Source organism: Plesiocystis pacifica SIR-1, assembly GCF_000170895.1.
Lineage (GTDB): Bacteria > Myxococcota_A > Polyangia > Nannocystales > Nannocystaceae > Plesiocystis > Plesiocystis pacifica.
In genome coordinates, this window is record NZ_ABCS01000026.1 from 71127 (window position 1) to 87208 (window position 16082).

11 protein-coding genes are annotated in these 16082 nt (G+C 72.6%); 9 read left to right on the forward strand and 2 right to left on the reverse strand.

The window, feature by feature from the left end:
• Positions 1 to 2 precede the first annotated feature (2 nt).
• From PPSIR1_RS15605 to PPSIR1_RS15625, 5 genes are all read left to right on the forward strand, one after another.
• Positions 3 to 683: an HAD family hydrolase gene (locus PPSIR1_RS15605; RefSeq protein ID WP_006972051.1), complete on the forward strand. Its 681-nt coding sequence runs from the start codon at positions 3 to 5 to the stop codon at positions 681 to 683.
• Positions 680 to 2056: a formimidoylglutamate deiminase gene (locus tag PPSIR1_RS15610; RefSeq protein ID WP_006972052.1), complete on the forward strand. Its 1377-nt coding sequence runs from the start codon at positions 680 to 682 to the stop codon at positions 2054 to 2056. The genes PPSIR1_RS15605 and PPSIR1_RS15610 overlap by 4 nt, the downstream gene beginning before the upstream one ends.
• Positions 2057 to 2100: 44 nt before the next feature.
• Positions 2101 to 2979, forward strand: a complete 879-nt coding sequence (locus PPSIR1_RS15615; RefSeq protein ID WP_006972053.1) for a hypothetical protein — start codon at positions 2101 to 2103, stop codon at positions 2977 to 2979.
• 49 nt (positions 2980 to 3028) lie between these two features.
• The gene (locus PPSIR1_RS15620) at positions 3029 to 4213 is read left to right on the forward strand and encodes a hypothetical protein (RefSeq protein ID WP_006972054.1); all 1185 of its coding nucleotides are present in this window, start codon (positions 3029 to 3031) and stop codon (positions 4211 to 4213) included.
• A 609-nt stretch (positions 4214 to 4822) separates the two neighbouring features.
• Positions 4823 to 5272, forward strand: coding sequence for a hypothetical protein (locus PPSIR1_RS15625; protein ID WP_006972055.1), 450 nt, complete (start codon positions 4823 to 4825; stop codon positions 5270 to 5272).
• A 99-nt stretch (positions 5273 to 5371) separates the two neighbouring features.
• On the opposite strand, the gene PPSIR1_RS15630 is transcribed toward PPSIR1_RS15625, so the two are convergent.
• Both PPSIR1_RS15630 and PPSIR1_RS15635 read right to left on the reverse strand, forming a co-directional pair.
• Entirely contained in the window at positions 5372 to 6055 is a 684-nt protein-coding gene (locus PPSIR1_RS15630) for a DTW domain-containing protein (protein WP_157595601.1), read from the reverse strand.
• Positions 6056 to 6078: 23 nt separating this feature from the next.
• Positions 6079 to 7386 carry an HD domain-containing protein gene (locus PPSIR1_RS15635; protein ID WP_006972057.1) on the reverse strand — a complete coding sequence of 436 codons (1308 nt, stop codon included), beginning with the start codon at positions 7384 to 7386 and terminating at the stop codon, positions 6079 to 6081.
• A gap of 388 nt (positions 7387 to 7774) precedes the next feature.
• Between PPSIR1_RS15635 and PPSIR1_RS15640 the strand changes: the two genes are divergently transcribed.
• The 4 genes from PPSIR1_RS15640 (at position 7775) to PPSIR1_RS15655 (ending at position 16036) form a co-directional block, all read left to right on the forward strand.
• Positions 7775 to 12034 (forward strand): tetratricopeptide repeat protein, encoded by a 4260-nt coding sequence (locus PPSIR1_RS15640; RefSeq protein WP_006972058.1) that lies wholly within the window; start codon positions 7775 to 7777, stop codon positions 12032 to 12034.
• Between the two features lie 12 nt (positions 12035 to 12046).
• On the forward strand, positions 12047 to 12853 hold the full coding sequence (gene hisN / locus PPSIR1_RS15645; protein WP_006972059.1) for a histidinol-phosphatase: 807 nt from the start codon (positions 12047 to 12049) through the stop codon (positions 12851 to 12853).
• Between the two features lie 130 nt (positions 12854 to 12983).
• Positions 12984 to 13967, forward strand: coding sequence for a M48 family metalloprotease (locus PPSIR1_RS15650; protein ID WP_006972060.1), 984 nt, complete (start codon positions 12984 to 12986; stop codon positions 13965 to 13967).
• Positions 13968 to 13972: 5 nt separating this feature from the next.
• On the forward strand, positions 13973 to 16036 hold the full coding sequence (locus PPSIR1_RS15655) for a dynamin family protein (RefSeq protein ID WP_157595602.1): 2064 nt from the start codon (positions 13973 to 13975) through the stop codon (positions 16034 to 16036).
• Positions 16037 to 16082: the final 46 nt, after the last annotated feature.

Here is a 16082-nt window from a genome sequence, read left to right on the forward strand (position 1 = left end):
CCATGGTCTACCCGGTCCTGATCTTCGATCTCGACGACACCCTGATCGAGAGCTTCCCGGAGTACGTGCGCCTGCACCAGCGCATCGCCGGGGACCTGGGCTGGCGCAGGCCCAGCGCGGCGGAGCTGGTCCACTACGGCCCGACCTGGGAGGACACCCTCGCGCGGCTGTGGCCCGGGACCAGCCTCGACCCCTTCATGGCCCGCTACGAACAGCTCGCCGACGACCACAGCTACCCGCACATCCCCGGGGTGCCCGCGGCCCTCGAGGGGCTGCGCGAGCGGGGGCACAGCCTGTGGATCGTCACCAAGCGCTCGCGCAAGCGCCTGGCCCAGCGCATGGGCCAAGCGGGGCTGCGCCCGGGGCTGTTCGAGGGGATCTTCGCCTACGAGGATCAGCCGGCGAACAAGCCGGACCCGCGCTGCTTCGAGCCGGTGTGGGACGCCCTGGGTCGCCACGGCCGGGGGCGGGCGCTCTACGTCGGCGACCGCGAGGACGACCACACGGCCGCGGCCGCGGCTGGCTTGACCTTCATCGGCGTGCGCACCGGGCCCGAGCACTTCGCCACGCGCGAGGCCGCCTCCGCCAAGGCACCCGCGCCCAGCTTCCTCGATCGCGTCGAGCACGTGCTCGAGACCGCCGCCGAGCTGCCCCAGTGGCTGGCGAGCCAGCGTCCGTCATGACGAGCACCGCGGGCCCCGAGCAGTTCACCCTCACCGCCCGCGTCGCGTGGGTCGAGCCCGAGGGCAGTGGCGGCGTGGCTGCGCTCGCGCGCGACCCGATGATCACCGTGGACAAAAGCACGGGCTCGATCGTCGCCATCGACGACGCCCGCGAGCCCGAGCCCGGCGAGCTCGTCTACGACCTCGGCCACAGCCTGCTCGTCCCGGGCATGGTCAACGCCCACAGCCACGCCTTCCAGCGAGGCATCCGCGGGGCGACCCACCGGCGCCAGCGCGCGGACCCGTCGAGCTTCTGGAGCTGGCGCGAGGCCATGTACGCGGCCGCCAACGCCCTCGACCCCGAGGGGGTGTACGCGATCACCCGCGACTGCTTCGCCGAGATGCTCGCCCGGGGCATCACCTGCGTGGGCGAGTTCCACTACCTCCACCACCAGGCCGACGGCCAGCCCTACGCCGACGCCAACGAGCTGTCCAAGCAGGTGATCCGCGCGGCGGACGAGGTCGGCCTGCGCCTGTGCCTGCTCGAGGTCTACTACGCCCGGGCCGGGGTCGGTCACGACGGGCCGCTGCCCGAGCAGCGCCGCTTTTGCGACGGCTCCGTCGATCGCTACCTCGCCCGCGTCGATGGCCTGCGCGAGCTGGCCCAAAGCCGACGCGAGCACCGCGCCCAGACGCTGAGCGTCGGCGTCACCCCGCACAGCGTCCGCGCCGTGCGAGCGCCCGAGCTCGCCGAGCTCGCGGCCTACGCCCACGCCCACGAGCTGGTCTTGCACAGCCACGTGTCCGAGCAGCCCCTCGAGAACACCCAGTGCAGGGAAGAGCACGGCCGCTCGCCCTTGCGGGTGTTCGCCGACGCGGGCTTCATGACCCGGCCCGGGGCGTTCACGGCCGTGCACGCCATCCACATCGACGAGCCCGACTTCGCGCTCATGGCCGACCAGAACATCTGCGTGTGCCCGACGACGGAGGCGGACCTCGGCGACGGCATCGTCCCGGCGACGCGCTGGCGCGAGGCGGGGGCGACCCTGGCCCTGGGCAGCGACAGCAACGCGATCATCGACCTGGTCACCGAGGCGCGCAGCCTCGAGCTCCACGAGCGCCTGCGCCGGCAGGCCCGGCTGTGCCTGCGCGACGAACGCGGCCACGTCGCCCCGGTGCTCGCCGCGGCCGTGACCACCGGCGGGGCCGCGGCCCTCGGTCGGCCCGAGCTCGGCCGCCTCGCCGTCGGCTCGCCCTTCGACGCGGCCTGCTTCGACCTCGATCACTGGCTGCTGCGCGGGGTGGACCCCGATCTGGCCGTGGACGCCCTGCTCTTGGCAGGCCGCGCCGAGGCCATCACCCAAGTCTGGGTCGGTGGGCGACGTCGGCGCTGACCGGCTTCGCAAATCTCTTCGCCTCTGCGATCGTCGACCCGCTCATGACCGGCCGCCTCGACCTCCCGAACCTCGCGCTGCTCGGCGCGCTGCTCGGGACCCTGAGCGCCTGCCCCCACGAGAAGATCCCGCCCGACTGCGAGCACGACGAGCTCGAGCGCTGCGTGTGGGAGGGGGCGCAGACCAAGGCCCGGGACCCCAAGGGCACGCCGGGGGCAGGGAAGGGCGAGGGCGACCCCGACGCGCCGACCGACGCCGACGCGCCCAAGGGCAACTGGGTCCAGCTCGATCGCACCCTCGCGGACATCGTCGAGGTCATGGGCCCGGGGCTCGAGTGGCCCCTGGTCGACAGCCGCGCGCGCGCGCTGTGCAAGCCCGCCGACGCCCAGGGCGAGGCGCTCGTCGACGATCCCTTTGCGAGCGCGGGCGCAGACGCGGGCGAAGACCCCGACCCCGTCGCGGGCGAAGACCCCGACCCCTTCGCGGGCGAAGACCCCGACCCCTTCGCGGGCGAAGACCCCGACACAAAACCCAAACCCAGCGAGCCGCGCAGCTGCCCGACCCCGGACGCGCCGCGGGGCCCGGCCGGGGCCTCGACGGGGGCGGAGGCCTGGGCCTGCCGACCGACCGACGAGGTGACGATCAACGAGCGCGCCCTCGCCCTCGAGGCAGGCGGGGGCGTCGTCGCCCTGACCGCGGCCGAGGTCGGCGGGGACGAGAGCAGCTCGATCCTCGACTTCGCCCTCGCGCGCTTCGACGAGTGGTGCGAGGACCGGTCCTTCATCGCCCTCGACGGCAAGGTCCACCAGGAATTTCACCGCTGCGCCCTCCCCGAGGGCCCCTACCTCGTCGTCGGCCGCTTCCCCTGCGACCTCGAGGCCGACCGCTGGCAGGTGTCCATCGCGGTCATGGACGAGGGTTGACCGGGCGGGTTCTCCAACGGCGATCGAGTGCGTACACTCCGGGCGCGCCATGGTCGACGACATCAGCCTCCCCAGCCGTCACGGCGGCATCATCTTCCCGCTCTCGATGTTTCGCCCCACGATGTTGGCGGCGGTCATGGCCGAGAGCCTGGTGGCCCAGGCCCGCAACATCCTCGACGCGCGGCTCGTGCTGACCCGCCACCCCGAGATCCAGCTGGTCCTCGCGCACATCGAGGGCTCGATCATCGGGGACAACCCGGCGACCTTCTGGCGCGAGAACGCCGAGCTCGGGATGGTGGCCTCGCAGGTCATGCCCCAGCAGCTGATCCAGTACTGGTACGACGCCGACGAGCCGCGCCAGGGCTTCATCGTCGCCCAGCGCGGCCAGGCCCTCGCGGCCCAGGACGCCACCGAAGATCAGATGCCCGCCGGATCGACGGCGCAGGACTGGCCCGTCGCCCAGCTGCTCGCGCAGATGCAGCTCGCCGAAGAGGAGCTCGCCAACGGCTTCGCCGGCGGTCCGCAGGTCTCGTGCTCGTTGATGGAGCGAGACGCCGACGACCGCGAGATGCTGATGACCCTCGCGGGCCAGCCCGCCGAGGGCGAGGGCGAGGATCCAAACGCTCCGGCCGGCGGACCCGGACCCGACGCGCCCGGCGGCCCCAGCCCCAGCTCTGACGCGCCTGGTGGCCAGCAGGCCCAAGCCCCCGCGAAGCCCAAGCGCGCGACCGTCGAGGATGACAAGAAGCGCCGGGCCGCCGAGGCGCAGGCCGAGCAGGAGGCTCGCCAGGCCCGGGCCAATTCGATGCGCGCCGACCTGCCCCACGTCATCGATGACCTCGGCGTGGTCGCGGCCCCCAAGGGCGCAGAGCTCGCCGACACCGACATCCTCGAGCCCTTCATGGTCCGCGCGATCGCGGGCGACCTCCCGGCTGGCCTGCCCCGCGAGCTCACCGACGAGCTCCAGGGCAAGCGGGTCGACTTCGCCGTGGTCGTCGAATTCCTGAGCGAGGTGTTCGTGGAGGAGGGCCCCCTGTCCAAGCCTCACTTTGAGACCCACGCCAATCCCCACATGATCGGCGGCCAGGAGGTCCGCGCCCTCGAAGTGCTCGCGCCGCGCCTGGGTCGGGGCACCTTCGTGCGTCGCGGCTACGCCGGCGCGTTCGTGTCGCGGACGCCGGACCAGGCCCTGCCCGAGGCGCTCATCATCGCGCTCCTCGACAGCCAAGATTGAGTCGTGGACGTGATCGTCCACGACGGCTAAAGCAGCCAGAGGCGGCCAACAATCGAGGGTTTCCCCGGGGTACGGGGGGTCCAAACCCTCGTTTGTGGCCACCCTGGCCAGCCTACGCGCCAGGCCGATCCCGTCCCGCGACATCGCTGTCGTGGCACCAGGACTGCGCGGACAAACATGTCTTGGATCCTGGGTGTCACCAGTCTGGGCGGCGCGCTTGGCTCGTTGCGATGCGCAACACTTTCGACAGGCGAGGCCAACGCCCCCGCTTGGATCGACCACCCCCAAAAAGCCGTGATTCGGGGAGCCAGCACCCCGTGCGGCCCTGGATCGAATCGCGTCGCGGCCCCCGAATGTCCCGATTCTGGAAAATTCCTGCGTAAATTCAATGACTTGCAAATCGATGTAAATCTCGATTGGGCGCTCCATAGCCATTGATGGCCACTCAAAGCGGGTTGAAGCCCTTCGAGTGCACCGATTGGCCGAGCTTACATCCCCCATCTCGGGGTGCGTCGGCATGGGACTTGAAGATTTGCTCTGGCGACCCGTCAGAGGCCAACAGGGGCCGGATCGAGCTCCTCGGCAGGAACACCAAAAAGGATTTGATCAATGTACTTGCGTAAGAACAAGGTCCGCTGTGGCGATTCTCGCCGAACCTACCTCTCGATCGCCCACAACGTCTGGTGGAGCAGCGAGGGCAACAAGAAGGCGCAGAGCCGTCCCATCGTGATCGCCTCCTTCGGCGTCGAGGACAAGGTCGACATCGAGCTCGCTCGTGATGTCGTGGTCGCCGTCGAGAACAGCGCCCCTCGCTACCCCTTCCGCCGCGGTGAAGGCAAGGCCGCGACCATGCGCATCGCCCAAGAGGTCCGCAAGATCGAGCCCTTCCTCAAGGTCCTCGTCAGCCGCAAGCTCGGCCTCGCCCAGCATCTCCCCCCCCACCCCGAGCGCGGCGCCATCCTCGAGGCCCTGATCAAGGCCAAGCTCGAGAATCCCGAGCCGCATCACGCCCGCGAGGACGAAATCCTCGCCTCGATCCGCAACCGCCTCGGCGCCTAGCGTCGAACCCACGACTTGGCTTTTCTTACTTCTCCCCCACCCAATCCCCCCAGAGGCCCGACAGTCTGCGCTGTCGGGCCTTTTCGTGCCTGTTCGTGGTCAATGGCCGAAGCGAGCCTGGCGAGCTTCGATCCACTCGTTTGGGACCCGCGGGTCCGGGCGCTTGGCCTTCATGAACTGCATCGCCGCGGCCATGCGATCGAAGTGCGCTTGCATCTGCGCTGCGGGCTCGGGGCCCTCGAACAGCTCGACCACGCGGATCGCCGCCTCGAAGCTCGAGATCCGGCTGGGCTCCGAGGGCACGCGCACGCCCCAGTGCGAGGCCGGACCCTCGGGCAAGCCCCAGGCCTCCATGGCCGCGAGCTCGGGCACCCGTCGACTCATGCGCGCGCACTGAGCCCAGGTCCCGTCGAGGATGACCACGGCCAGGGTGCGCCCCGGCTCGGACTGGCTGTTGGCTTCGAGCGCGGCGATGCGCTCGGGGTCGAGGACCGGAGCGGGCTTGGGCGCCTGGCCCTCGGGGTCTTCGACGCGGGGAAAGACGAGCACGTAGTCGTGATCCGGGCGCACGAGCGGGCCCCCGTCCCAGGGCACGCCCCGCGCCCCGAAGTAGATCAGCTCGGCGTGGCTCAGCACCTGAGGGATCATCCGCCCGGTGTTGGTCGGCTTGTTGCGCTCTTTGTTGTTCTGGACCACGAGCAGCTTGGTCCGCAGCTCGAGGCGCGGGCGCTGGTCGCAGATGCACAGCTCCTCGTGCAGGCCGCACTCGCGACAGCGCGCCATCGCAAAGCGTCGCTGGCCGCCCATCAGCGCAGGTCCTCGAGGGCGTCCGCGGCCGCGTGGCGCAGCTGGGTCGGGAACATGGCGCGGTGCGAGGTGTAGACCTCCGAGGCGAGGCCGTGGATCACCGGCGAGGCCTCGAGCAGGCTCTGGACCCGCGGACCCGAGAGCACGACGAGGGCTTCGTCCTCGACGTAGGCCCGGGTCTTCGTGCGGTCGATGCCGGCGAAGTAGCGCGGATCGAGGCCGAGCTCGGCGACCAGCGGATCGATGCGCGCGCGCACCTCCTCGTCGCTGACCTCGTCGCGCACGCGCACGCTCTTGAACAGCTTGCGCTCGCGCAGCCCCTGGCTCAGCCCGCGCAGCACCGGATCGTCGCCGCGGGCGTAGTGCCACATCGCGGTCTCGAGCAACGCGTCGTCGAGGCTGATGTAGTCCTCCGTCGACAGCTGCGCCCCGCGGAACATCGCCGCCAGGGCGTCGGGCGTCCCGGGCACGCTCTCGCCGGCGTCGTGCAGCTCGTGCAGGCGACGGAACAGGCCGCGGAGCATGACCTCCGCCGCGCGCACGGCCTTGTGCAGGTAGACCTGGCGATACATGTAAAAGCGCGCGAGGAAGAAGCCCTCGACGGCCGTGAGCCCCTTGGCGCCGTCGACCGCCAGCGTCGCCGCGCTCGCGCCTGCGGGCAGGTACAGGCGCAGCGAGGCCAGCAGCCAGTCGAGGTCGAGGAGGCCGTAGCGCACGCCCGTCATGTGGCTGTCGCGCATGAGGTAGTCGCAACGATCGACGTCGAAGGTGCCCGAGACGGCCCGGGCGAGGTGGCGGATCGGGCACGCGCCGTGGATCAACCGCTCGACGGCCGCGGGCGCCTGGGGGTCGAACTCGTGGAGCACGCGGTGGACCTCCGTGTCTGGGTCGAGCAGCATCTGCGAGGTCCAGTCCTCGTGCATGCGCGCGTCGGGCAAGACGTGCTCGAAGGTGTGCGAGAAGGGCCCGTGGCCGAGGTCGTGGACCAGCGCCGCAGCCAGCGCGATCGCCTCCCAGTCGCTGTCGATGCGGTCGTGCGCCGGGAGCTCGTCGGCCAGCGAACGCACCCGCTCGAGGTAGCGGCTCATCACGTAGGCCGACCCCACGGCGTGCGCGAAGCGAGAGTGCTCGCCGCCGGGAAAGGCCAGCGAGGCCAGGCCCAGGGCCCGGATTCGTCGCAGCCGCTGCACCTCGCGGGTGTCCATGAGGCGCACCAGCAGGCGGTACGGGTCACCCGGTCCCGGCGTCGTCGGGGCGAAGGAGATCAGGCCGTGGACCGGGTCGCGGAGGATCACCGGGGCCGACACTACCCAATCGTCCGCGCCCCTGCTCGGGTGATGAGGCAATTGACCAGGACCCCCCCAGCCTTCCCTGGCCCTTGGCCGCAAAAAGGGGCGCGCGCTGCGGGCAATGATATGATCGGCTGCCCGAGCTTCGACCGCCGGATCCGGGACCGCCGTCACCATGTTCACCTGCTCGAACTGCAGCCACACGATCGACGACTCCAAAGTGCGGCTTCCGCCTTTTTGTCCGCGCTGCGGAGCCTCCACCGGGAGCGGTCCCTCTCCTTTCGACGAACCCCTCCCCGACGAAGGCGGCAGCTCGCCGCTCCCGCCGCCCCCGCCCATGGCCGGCTCGGCTCTGCCCCCGCCCCCGCCCTCGGGGCGTGGGTCCCCGTCCAAGACCCTGTTTGGCATGACGGGGCTGAGCCTCGACGAGAGCGGCACCTTCTCGATTCCGCGCGACGACGACGACGACGAGCCCATGCGCGCGGCCCAGAGCGACGGCGGCCTGAGCTTTCCGGTCGACGACGATGACGACGACGGCGGCCTGCCCTTTCCGGTCGACGACGATGACGACGACGGCGGCTTGGCCGTCCCCGTCGACGACGACGATGACGGCGGCTTGGCCTTCCCCGTCGACGACGACGACGAAGAGGAGGCCCTCGTCGCGGCCACGGCTCCGCCTCCGCCCAAGCCCCCGCTGCCGCCCCCGGCCCCGCCGATGGCCAAGGCCGCGCCGGTCTCGGGTCGCCCGCCAGCGCCGCCTCCCTTGAAAGGACGCGGGGTCGGCAAGCCTCCGCCGATCAAGAAGCCCGGCGTCGTCCCGCCGCCGCCCCTCGGTGGTCCCAGCCAGGGGCGACCGCCCGCGCCACCGCCCCTGGGCGGGGCCAAGAAGTCCGCCCCGCCGCCCGTGCCCGGTGGACCCCCCGCCTTCGGCCGCTCGGCGCCCGTGCGCGGACCGGGACCCGAGCGCGGACCGGGGCCCGAGCGCGGACCCAAGCCCTCGGCCCGCCCCGTGCCGCCCCGCGAGCCGACCCCGGCGCCCTCGAGCCTCGACTCGGGGACCTTCGACGTCGACGATCCCTTCTTCACCGGCAACCCCGAGGCGCTCCCCGAGCTCGAGTCGATCACCACCGGCGACATCAGCGAGTTCGAGTCCATGGACCACCCCGCGGCGATGAGCGGGGTCTCGGAGTTCGAGTTCCGCGACGACGACGAGGACGAGCCCATCGAGCTCGGGGACCTCGACGCGCCGCCGATCGACGCCACCCCGCGCCGCGCCCTGCCAAAGAGCGGCTTCGCGGGCCTCGACTCGGCCAACCCGGTGCTCGCCGAGGACAGCGAGATCACCCTCGAGCAATCGGGGCAGTTCGACAGCCTCGATCTGCCGACGCCGACGGACGACGACCTGACCCTCGACACCAGCGGGCCCTCGGCGCCAGCGCCCCGACCCGCGGCTCCGCCCGCTCCGCCCCAGCGCAAGCGCCCGACCTTCGGCAGCCTCGACAGCCTGCCCGCCCCCGCGACGCAGCAGCGCCCGGCCGACGATCTGCCCATGCCCGCCGACGGCATCGGCGGCTTCGACGATCTGGCCGCGCCGACGCCGGCCGCGGCCCAGACCGGGGGTGGCGGTGGCTTCGACGATCTGCCCATGCCCTCCCTCGACGGCGGCGGTGGCGGTGGCTTCGACGACCTGCCCATGCCTGCCCTCGACGGCGGCGACAGCTTCGGCGATCTGCCCATGCCGGCCCTCGATGACGAGCCCGCGGCGGAGCTCCCGACGGCGGCCGACAGCCTGATCCTCGACAACCTGCCCATGCCGGCGGCCGACCTGCCCACGCCGGCGGCCGACCTGCCCACGCCGGCGGCCGACCTGCCCATGCCGGCGGACGACCTGCCCATGGCCGTCGACGATCTGCCCATGCCGGCGGACGACCTGCCCATGGCCGCGGACGACCTGCCCATGGCCGCGGACGACCTGCCCATGGCCGCGGACGACCTCCCGGGCCTCGTCGACGACTTCCCGGCGCCCAAGCCCGACTTCGAGAGCAACCTCGACATCCCCGACCTCGACCTCGACGCCGACGCCGACGTGCCCGACGAGGAGCTCGAGTTCGACGTCGACGAGGGCGACGGCAGCGAGGCCGCCGGAGAGATCCACTCCGACGCCAGCGAGGCCGCGGCCCAGTCGGGGGAGCGAGACAAGGACAAGGCCAAGACCAAGACGCGGGCCAAGATCCGCGTCAAGGGCCGAGACGCGTCGCCGGAAAAGGGCGGGCGCAGCATCGGCCGAATCGTCGCCTACAGCCTCGTGGGCCTGCTGGTCCTCGGCGGCGGCGGCTTCGTGGCCGCGACCCAGCTGGGCCTGCTCGGCGAGGGAGACACCGGCGCGCCCGCGGGCAGCAGCGGCGGCGACGGTGCCAGCGAGGGCGGCGATCAGGGTGCGCCCCGCGAGGCCGCCGAGCGCCCCGAGGAGATCCTCGCCAAGCTCGACCTCGACACCCCCGCGGCCTACGTCCAGGCCCTCGAGCGCTCGGCCAACGACCCCGTCGGCCAGGCCGAGGCCGCCATGCTCTTGCACCTGCGCTACGGGCCCGATCCCGAGCGCCTGCAGATCGCGTCGACGGCCCTGGCCAGCTACCAGGGTCGACCCGAGCCCTTCATCGCGCGCATCGAGGGCCTCGGCCTGCTCGCCAACGGCGACACGGCGGGCGCCCTGGCCAAGTTCGGCGGCGAAGATCCGCGCAGCCAGCTCTACCGCGCGTGGGTCCAGCTCGAGACCGGCGACGTGGAGGGCGCCCGGGCCACGGCCGAGGCGGTCCTCACCCTGCGCCCCGAGGACCGCGCGGCCCAGCTCGTCGTGCTCGAGGCCCGCCTCGCGGCCAACTCCGACGACGGCCTCGCGGCCCTGCGCAAGGCGGCCAACGAGGCCCCCGATCAGCTCAGCCTGCGCGAGGTCCTGATGCGCTCGACGGCCGCCGAGGGGCTGCTCGCCGAGGCCGTCGCCGCCGGCAAGGATCTGCGCCCCGCGGTCGTCAGCGACGGCCACAAGGCCGAGCTGCTGCGCCAGCGCGCCCAGCTCTCGCGGCGTCAGGGCAACATCATCGAGGCGGTCCGCCTGCTCGAGCAGGCCCTGGCCACCGACGCGGGGCTGCTCGCGGCGCGCATCGATCGCGTGATGATCTGGCTGGAGAACGCCAACTTGCCCGCGGCCAAGGCCGAGGTCGACGTGCTCGAACAAGAGCGGCCCGAGGACCCGGCGATCATCAAGCTGGCCGCGCGTCGAGACCTCGCCGAGGGCGAGTTCGTCCGCGCCCTCGAGCGCATCGGCGCCCTGGGGGAGCGCGCCGACGCCGAGGCGATGACCATCGCCGCCGAGGCCCACGCCCTCGAAAAGCGCGTCGACGAGGCCCGCCAGGCCTGGGCCCAGGCCCGCACCCTCGACCCCTTCTACACGCCCTCGATGGAGGCCGAGGTCGCCCTGCTCCTCGACCTCGACAAGTCCGGCGAAGCGCTGAGCTTCATCGACGAGCAGCGCAAGGCGATCGAGGCCACCGAGGACAAGGACAGCGCCGAGGGCCGCCGCGCTCGCTCGACCCTCGAGCTGCTCCGCGCCCAGATCCTCGAGCGCCAGCGCTCGCTGACCGACGCCCTCGAGGCCACCGACGAGGCCCTGCGCATCGAGGCCGGCAACAACCACGCCCGCCTGCTCCGCGCCCAGATCCTCGACGCCCTCGATCGTCGCAAGGCCCACGAGGAGGCCCTCGTCGAGCTCTTCGATCGCACCGGCGGCTTCCCGGGCCTGACCGCCCCCCTGGGCGAGGTCTACCTGCGCAAGGGGCAGCTCGAACAGCTCGACGCGCTCATCGGCGAGCAGCTCTCGGAAGAGGGCGCGGCCGTCGAGATCCTGCTGACCGGCGCCTCGCTGCGCCTGGCGCAAGAGCGCTACGACGACGTCGAGAAGCTGGCCAAGGCCGTGCTCGAGCGCGACCCCAACCAGCTGCGCGCGCACCTGCTGCTGGGCCGCGCGTTGCTCGTCCAGGGCGACTACGTCGAGGCCCTGACCGAGATCCAGCAGGCCCAGACGACCGAGGGCGACACCGAGGTCGAGGTCTGGCTCGGCCAGGCCCTCGAGTACAACGGCCGGGTCCCCGACGCCAAGGGCCACTACCGCAAGGCCCTCGAGCTCGACGGCGACAACCGCATGGCCGCGGCCCTGCTCGGTCGCCTCTACGCCTACGACGGCGCCGCGCGCAAGGCCATCGAGCTGCTGACCCCCGTGGTCGCCGACAGCGACGACTACCCCTACGCCCACCTCGCCCTCGGGCTCGCCCACCGCGACCTCGGCAAGCGCGAGCAGGCCATCGCCGACTTCCGCAAGGCCCACGAGCTCGACCCCAACCTGTTCGAGGCCTACTACCAGGAGGGCCGCATGCTCAACGACCGCAACCAGCACAGCGCCGCGGCCAAGGCCCTCCAGGCGGGGGTCGACAACGCGATCGAGTACGCGCAAGAGCGCCAGCTCATCGACACCTGGCGCCGCCTCGGCGAGAGCTACATGCGGCTGGGTCGGCGCGGCGACGCCAAGAAGGCCTTCGAGGAATACTTGAAGATCGCGCCGCAAAACGCCCCCGGCCGGCGCGAGGTCGAGCGGACCATGCGGGGCCTCTAGCGGGCGCTGCCCATGGCACAGACCCTCGACCTCGACGCGCTCGTCGCCTTCGCGCACGAGCTGGCCGACGCGGCTCGGCGCGAGACCTTGCCTCGCTTTCGCTCGGCGCTCGCCGTCGACAACAAGCTCGCCGCCGACTTCGACCCGGTGACCGACGCGGATCGGGAGGCCGAGCGCGCGATCCGGGCGCTGATCGAGCGCCGCTACCCCGAGCACGGCATCCTCGGCGAAGAGCACGGCGAGCGCCTGCCGAACGCGCAGCTGCGGTGGGTCCTCGACCCCATCGACGGCACGCGCTCGTTCATCTGCGGCGCGCCGACCTGGACCACGCTGATCGCCCTCGAGCGCGGGCCCGAGCCCATCCTCGGCGTGATCGACCAGCCGCACGTCGAAGAGCGGTGGATCGGCGCGGGCGAGCGCGCGTGGCTGCACCGCCGCGCGAGCGTCCGCGCCATCACGACCAGCGGCTGCGAGCGCCTCGCCGACGCGCGCGTCTCGACCACCGATCCGCGCGCGGTCGGCTACTTCGACGCCGCCGAGGAGGCCGCGTTCGCGCGCCTGGCCCGGGCGTGCAAGCTGGCTCGCTTCAGCATGGACGCCTACGCCTACGCGCTGCTCGCCATGGGGCAGCTCGACCTCGTCGTCGAGTCGGGCCTGAAACACTACGACTACGCCGCGCTCGCGCCGGTCGTTCGGGGGGCCGGCGGCGTCATCACGGATTGGCGAGGTGAGAGCTTCGACGCCGACGCGGGCGGTCACACCGTGGCCGCGGCGACGCCCCAGCTGCACGCCGAAGCCCTCGCCATGCTCGGGCGCTGACTGCCAGAGGCCCGAGGGGCCGCGCCCCTGGACGGTTCTGAGAAACTCGGGCCTGGGCGTCAGAAGCCCCGGCGCGCCCTGCTACCATGCATCGCCCGCGCCTTGCTCGAGCAGGGCCGGCGAGGCCACCGTGAGCGCTAGCCCCGACCTTTCCCACTTCGTCCAACACCGACTGCTCGACGTCTACGAGCAGGGCATGGCCCGGCAGGGCTACGCCTACGGCGTCGACCTCCGGCGCTCGCGCTGGCTGTCGAGCTCGACGGTCGGCAACACCCTCGTCCGCACCGTCGACCGCGCCTGGCCGCGTCTGGCCGCCCAGCTCATGGAGGACGCGCTGCTCGACGCGACGGCGGCCCCGGTCCCGCTGATGCGCGAGATCGGGGGGCACATCGCCCTGCTGCGCGCGCCCTTGCCGACGCTGCGCGTGGTCCGGCCCGAGCAGCGCGGTCGCTGGCCGCTGGTCGCCAGCCTCGGCGCGACCCGAGGCGGCGCGCGCTGGCTGATCGTCGACGCCGAGGCCCTCGCCGCCCTGGCCCCGAGCGCCCGCGCCTTTGCGATCGGCTCGGGCCTGGGCCACCTGCACTGCGACCACGCGGTGTTCTTCACGGCCCACCTGTTCGCCGGTCGCCGCGAGGGTCGCCTGGGCATCCGGGGCCTGCGCGGCGCCCTGAGCCCGTGGACGCGGGTGATGGTGTTCTCGGCCGACCGCGCCGGGCTGCTGTGCTGCGGAGACCTCGACGCCGCCATCGAGATGCTGAGCAACCCGCCCGTGGTCCTGACCCGCTCCGGCGAGCACCTGCACACGCCCCTCGACGGCGCGCCGCAGCTGACCGCCTCGGACTGGCTGCCCGACGGCCCCTCGACCCAGGCGCGGATCCAGGCGCTCACGGACTTCGCCCGCTCGGGGGTCTACGCGCGGATCCAGGCGACCCGCGCCCGCCGGGCCGAGCTCATCCGCCAGATCGGCGAGGGCGCCCGGCCCAAGTCGGACGCCGAGCCCAAGTCGGGCGCGTCGAAGCCCGACGAGCCCGACGCCAACCTCCACGTGCCCGCCGACGCCTGGTCCCTCGCCCGCGTCGACGCCCGCCTCACCGACCGCCTGGGGATCCTGTGACCGCCATGCCCGACACGCCCGTCCCCCGCACGCCCAAGGCTCGCCTCGAGCACGCGGCCCAGCGCCTGTCCAAGGTCGCCGACGCCCTCGGCCACGAGCAGCTGGCCCAGACCGTCGTCGCCGACGCCCGCCGACGCCTCGACGACGGCCGCGTGCGCGCGGTGATCCTCGGCGAGATCAAGCACGGCAAGAGCTCCCTGCTCAACGCCCTGCTCGGCGAGGCCCTGCTGCCCGTGGGCGTCACCCCGACCACGGGCGCCGTGGTTGCGATCCGCTCGGCCGCGACCGCGGGCGACGGCAGCGAGCCCGGGACCTACCTGCTCGAGGCCGACGGCGGGCGCACCCCCGTGGACGCCGAGCGCTTTGCGACCCTCGCCCGCGGCAAGGCCGAGGACGAGGCCGGGCGCGAGCCCGAGCTGCTCGTCGACCCCGAGCGCCTGCCGAGCGCCGTCGAGCTCATCGACACCCCCGGCTTCAACGACATCGACCGCTTCCGCGCGGCCCTGAGCCGCTCCGAGCTGCCCCGGGCCGACGTGCTCGTGCTGGTCCTCGACGCCACCCAGGTGCTCAGCCGCTCCGAGCTCCGGCTGATCACCGACGCCGTCGCGGCCGTCGGAGGCCTCGACGAGAGCGGCGGCGCCAAGCTGCTCGTGGTCATCAACCGCATCGACTTGGTGCCCGAGGACGAGCGCGAGCGGGTCATCGCCCACAGCCGCGAGGGCCTGAGCTCCGTGCTGCCCGGGCCCCTGGACATCTACTGCGTCGACTCGAAGTCGGCCCTGCGCGAGGGCGGCGGCTCAGCGGACAGCGAGCTCGAGGCCGTGCGCGCCCTCGCGGCCGTGCGCGCCCGCTTGTTTGGCTTCGCCCGCGAAGGCGCGGCCATCCTCCCGGCCCGGGCCCGCTCGGCCATGCTCCGCCAGGCCCGACTGCTCGGCTACAACGCGTCCTTCCAGGCCCGCGCCCTCTACCTCGAGCGCGACGCCCTGAGCCGCGAGCTGGCCGCGGTCGAGTCGACCCTCGCCGCCCGCGAGCACGACCTCGACGGCCTGCGCAAGCGCATCCCCGCCGCGGGCGAGACCATCGTCAGCGCCAGCAAAGAGCGCATCGCCGCGTTCCGGGGCGAGCTCGAGGAGTCCGCCCTGGCGCAGATCCACAAGGCCGACCTCTCGACCCTGACCCAGGTCATCCCCGGCGCGATCCAGGACGCCTTCCTCGAGTTCGCGCGCCAAGAGAGCGAGCGCCTGCGCGGCGAGCTCGAGGCCCTGACCCGCGAGATCTTTGCGACCCACGGCGAGCTCGCCCACCGCCGCCTGGTCGAGGCCATGATGCCCCTGGGCTTTCGCGGGCCCGGGCTCTACGTCGAGCCGCCGGCGGTGATCGTCGAGGTCGGGACCCTCGCCCTGGGCCTGGTCGGGACGATCATCTGGTACCTCGGCAGCACCGTGACCGGGATGGTCATGACCATCGCGTCTCCGCTGACCACGGTGATCCTGCGCGAGAAGACCGTCCGCGACGCCCGGGCGCAGGTCCGCGACGCCCTGCCGGGGGCCCTCGACGCGGCCACGGATCAGCTCGGCGCGATCATCGACAAGCTCGTCGCGCGCCATGGCGACGCCCTCGACGATCACCTCATGTTGGCCGACCTGTCCCTGAGCGAGCAGCTGCTCACGGCCCTGCGCACGGCCCAAGAGCGCCTCGATCGTCACGAGGCCCAGCTGCGCGTGCACGCGGCAGCGACCGACGCCGCGACCGAGATCGAGCCGGCCAAGGCTGAGGTCGAGGTCGAGGTCGAGGCCGACGCCGACGCCGACGCCGAGCCGAGCAAAGCGGCGCCCGAAGCCGCGCCCGAGCCCAAAGACGCCTCGAAGGACTCGAAGGAAGGCGAAGACACGCCCGCGGAGCAAGCCGCCAAGCGCCTGCGCGAGCGCGTGGCCGTGGTCGCCCAGGCTGAGCTCAACGGCCTCGAGGCCCAGCTCGACGCGCTCATCACCGAGCTGCGCTCGATCGAGCTCGACCGCGAGGCCGAGGACCCTTCGGGCGACGACGAGGACGCGCCCGTCCTGCACTGATTGACCGAGCCGAGCCGCCGGAGCCGGGGCCGACCCAGAGGAGACC

Bases quoted from the DNA above. Each gene is read 5' to 3' on its own strand.
- PPSIR1_RS15605 (WP_006972051.1), top strand. From the start codon at position 3: ATGGTCTACCCGGTCCTGATCTTCGATCTCGACGACACCCTGATCGAG.
- PPSIR1_RS15610 (WP_006972052.1), top strand. From the start codon at position 680: ATGACGAGCACCGCGGGCCCCGAGCAGTTCACCCTCACCGCCCGCGTC.
- PPSIR1_RS15615 (WP_006972053.1), top strand. From the start codon at position 2,101: ATGACCGGCCGCCTCGACCTCCCGAACCTCGCGCTGCTCGGCGCGCTG.
- PPSIR1_RS15620 (WP_006972054.1), top strand. From the start codon at position 3,029: ATGGTCGACGACATCAGCCTCCCCAGCCGTCACGGCGGCATCATCTTC.
- PPSIR1_RS15625 (WP_006972055.1), top strand. From the start codon at position 4,823: ATGTACTTGCGTAAGAACAAGGTCCGCTGTGGCGATTCTCGCCGAACC.
- PPSIR1_RS15630 (WP_157595601.1), bottom strand. From the start codon at position 6,055: ATGGCGCGCTGTCGCGAGTGCGGCCTGCACGAGGAGCTGTGCATCTGC.
- PPSIR1_RS15640 (WP_006972058.1), top strand. From the start codon at position 7,775: ATGACGGGGCTGAGCCTCGACGAGAGCGGCACCTTCTCGATTCCGCGC.
- hisN (WP_006972059.1), top strand. From the start codon at position 12,047: ATGGCACAGACCCTCGACCTCGACGCGCTCGTCGCCTTCGCGCACGAG.
- PPSIR1_RS15655 (WP_157595602.1), top strand. From the start codon at position 13,973: ATGCCCGACACGCCCGTCCCCCGCACGCCCAAGGCTCGCCTCGAGCAC.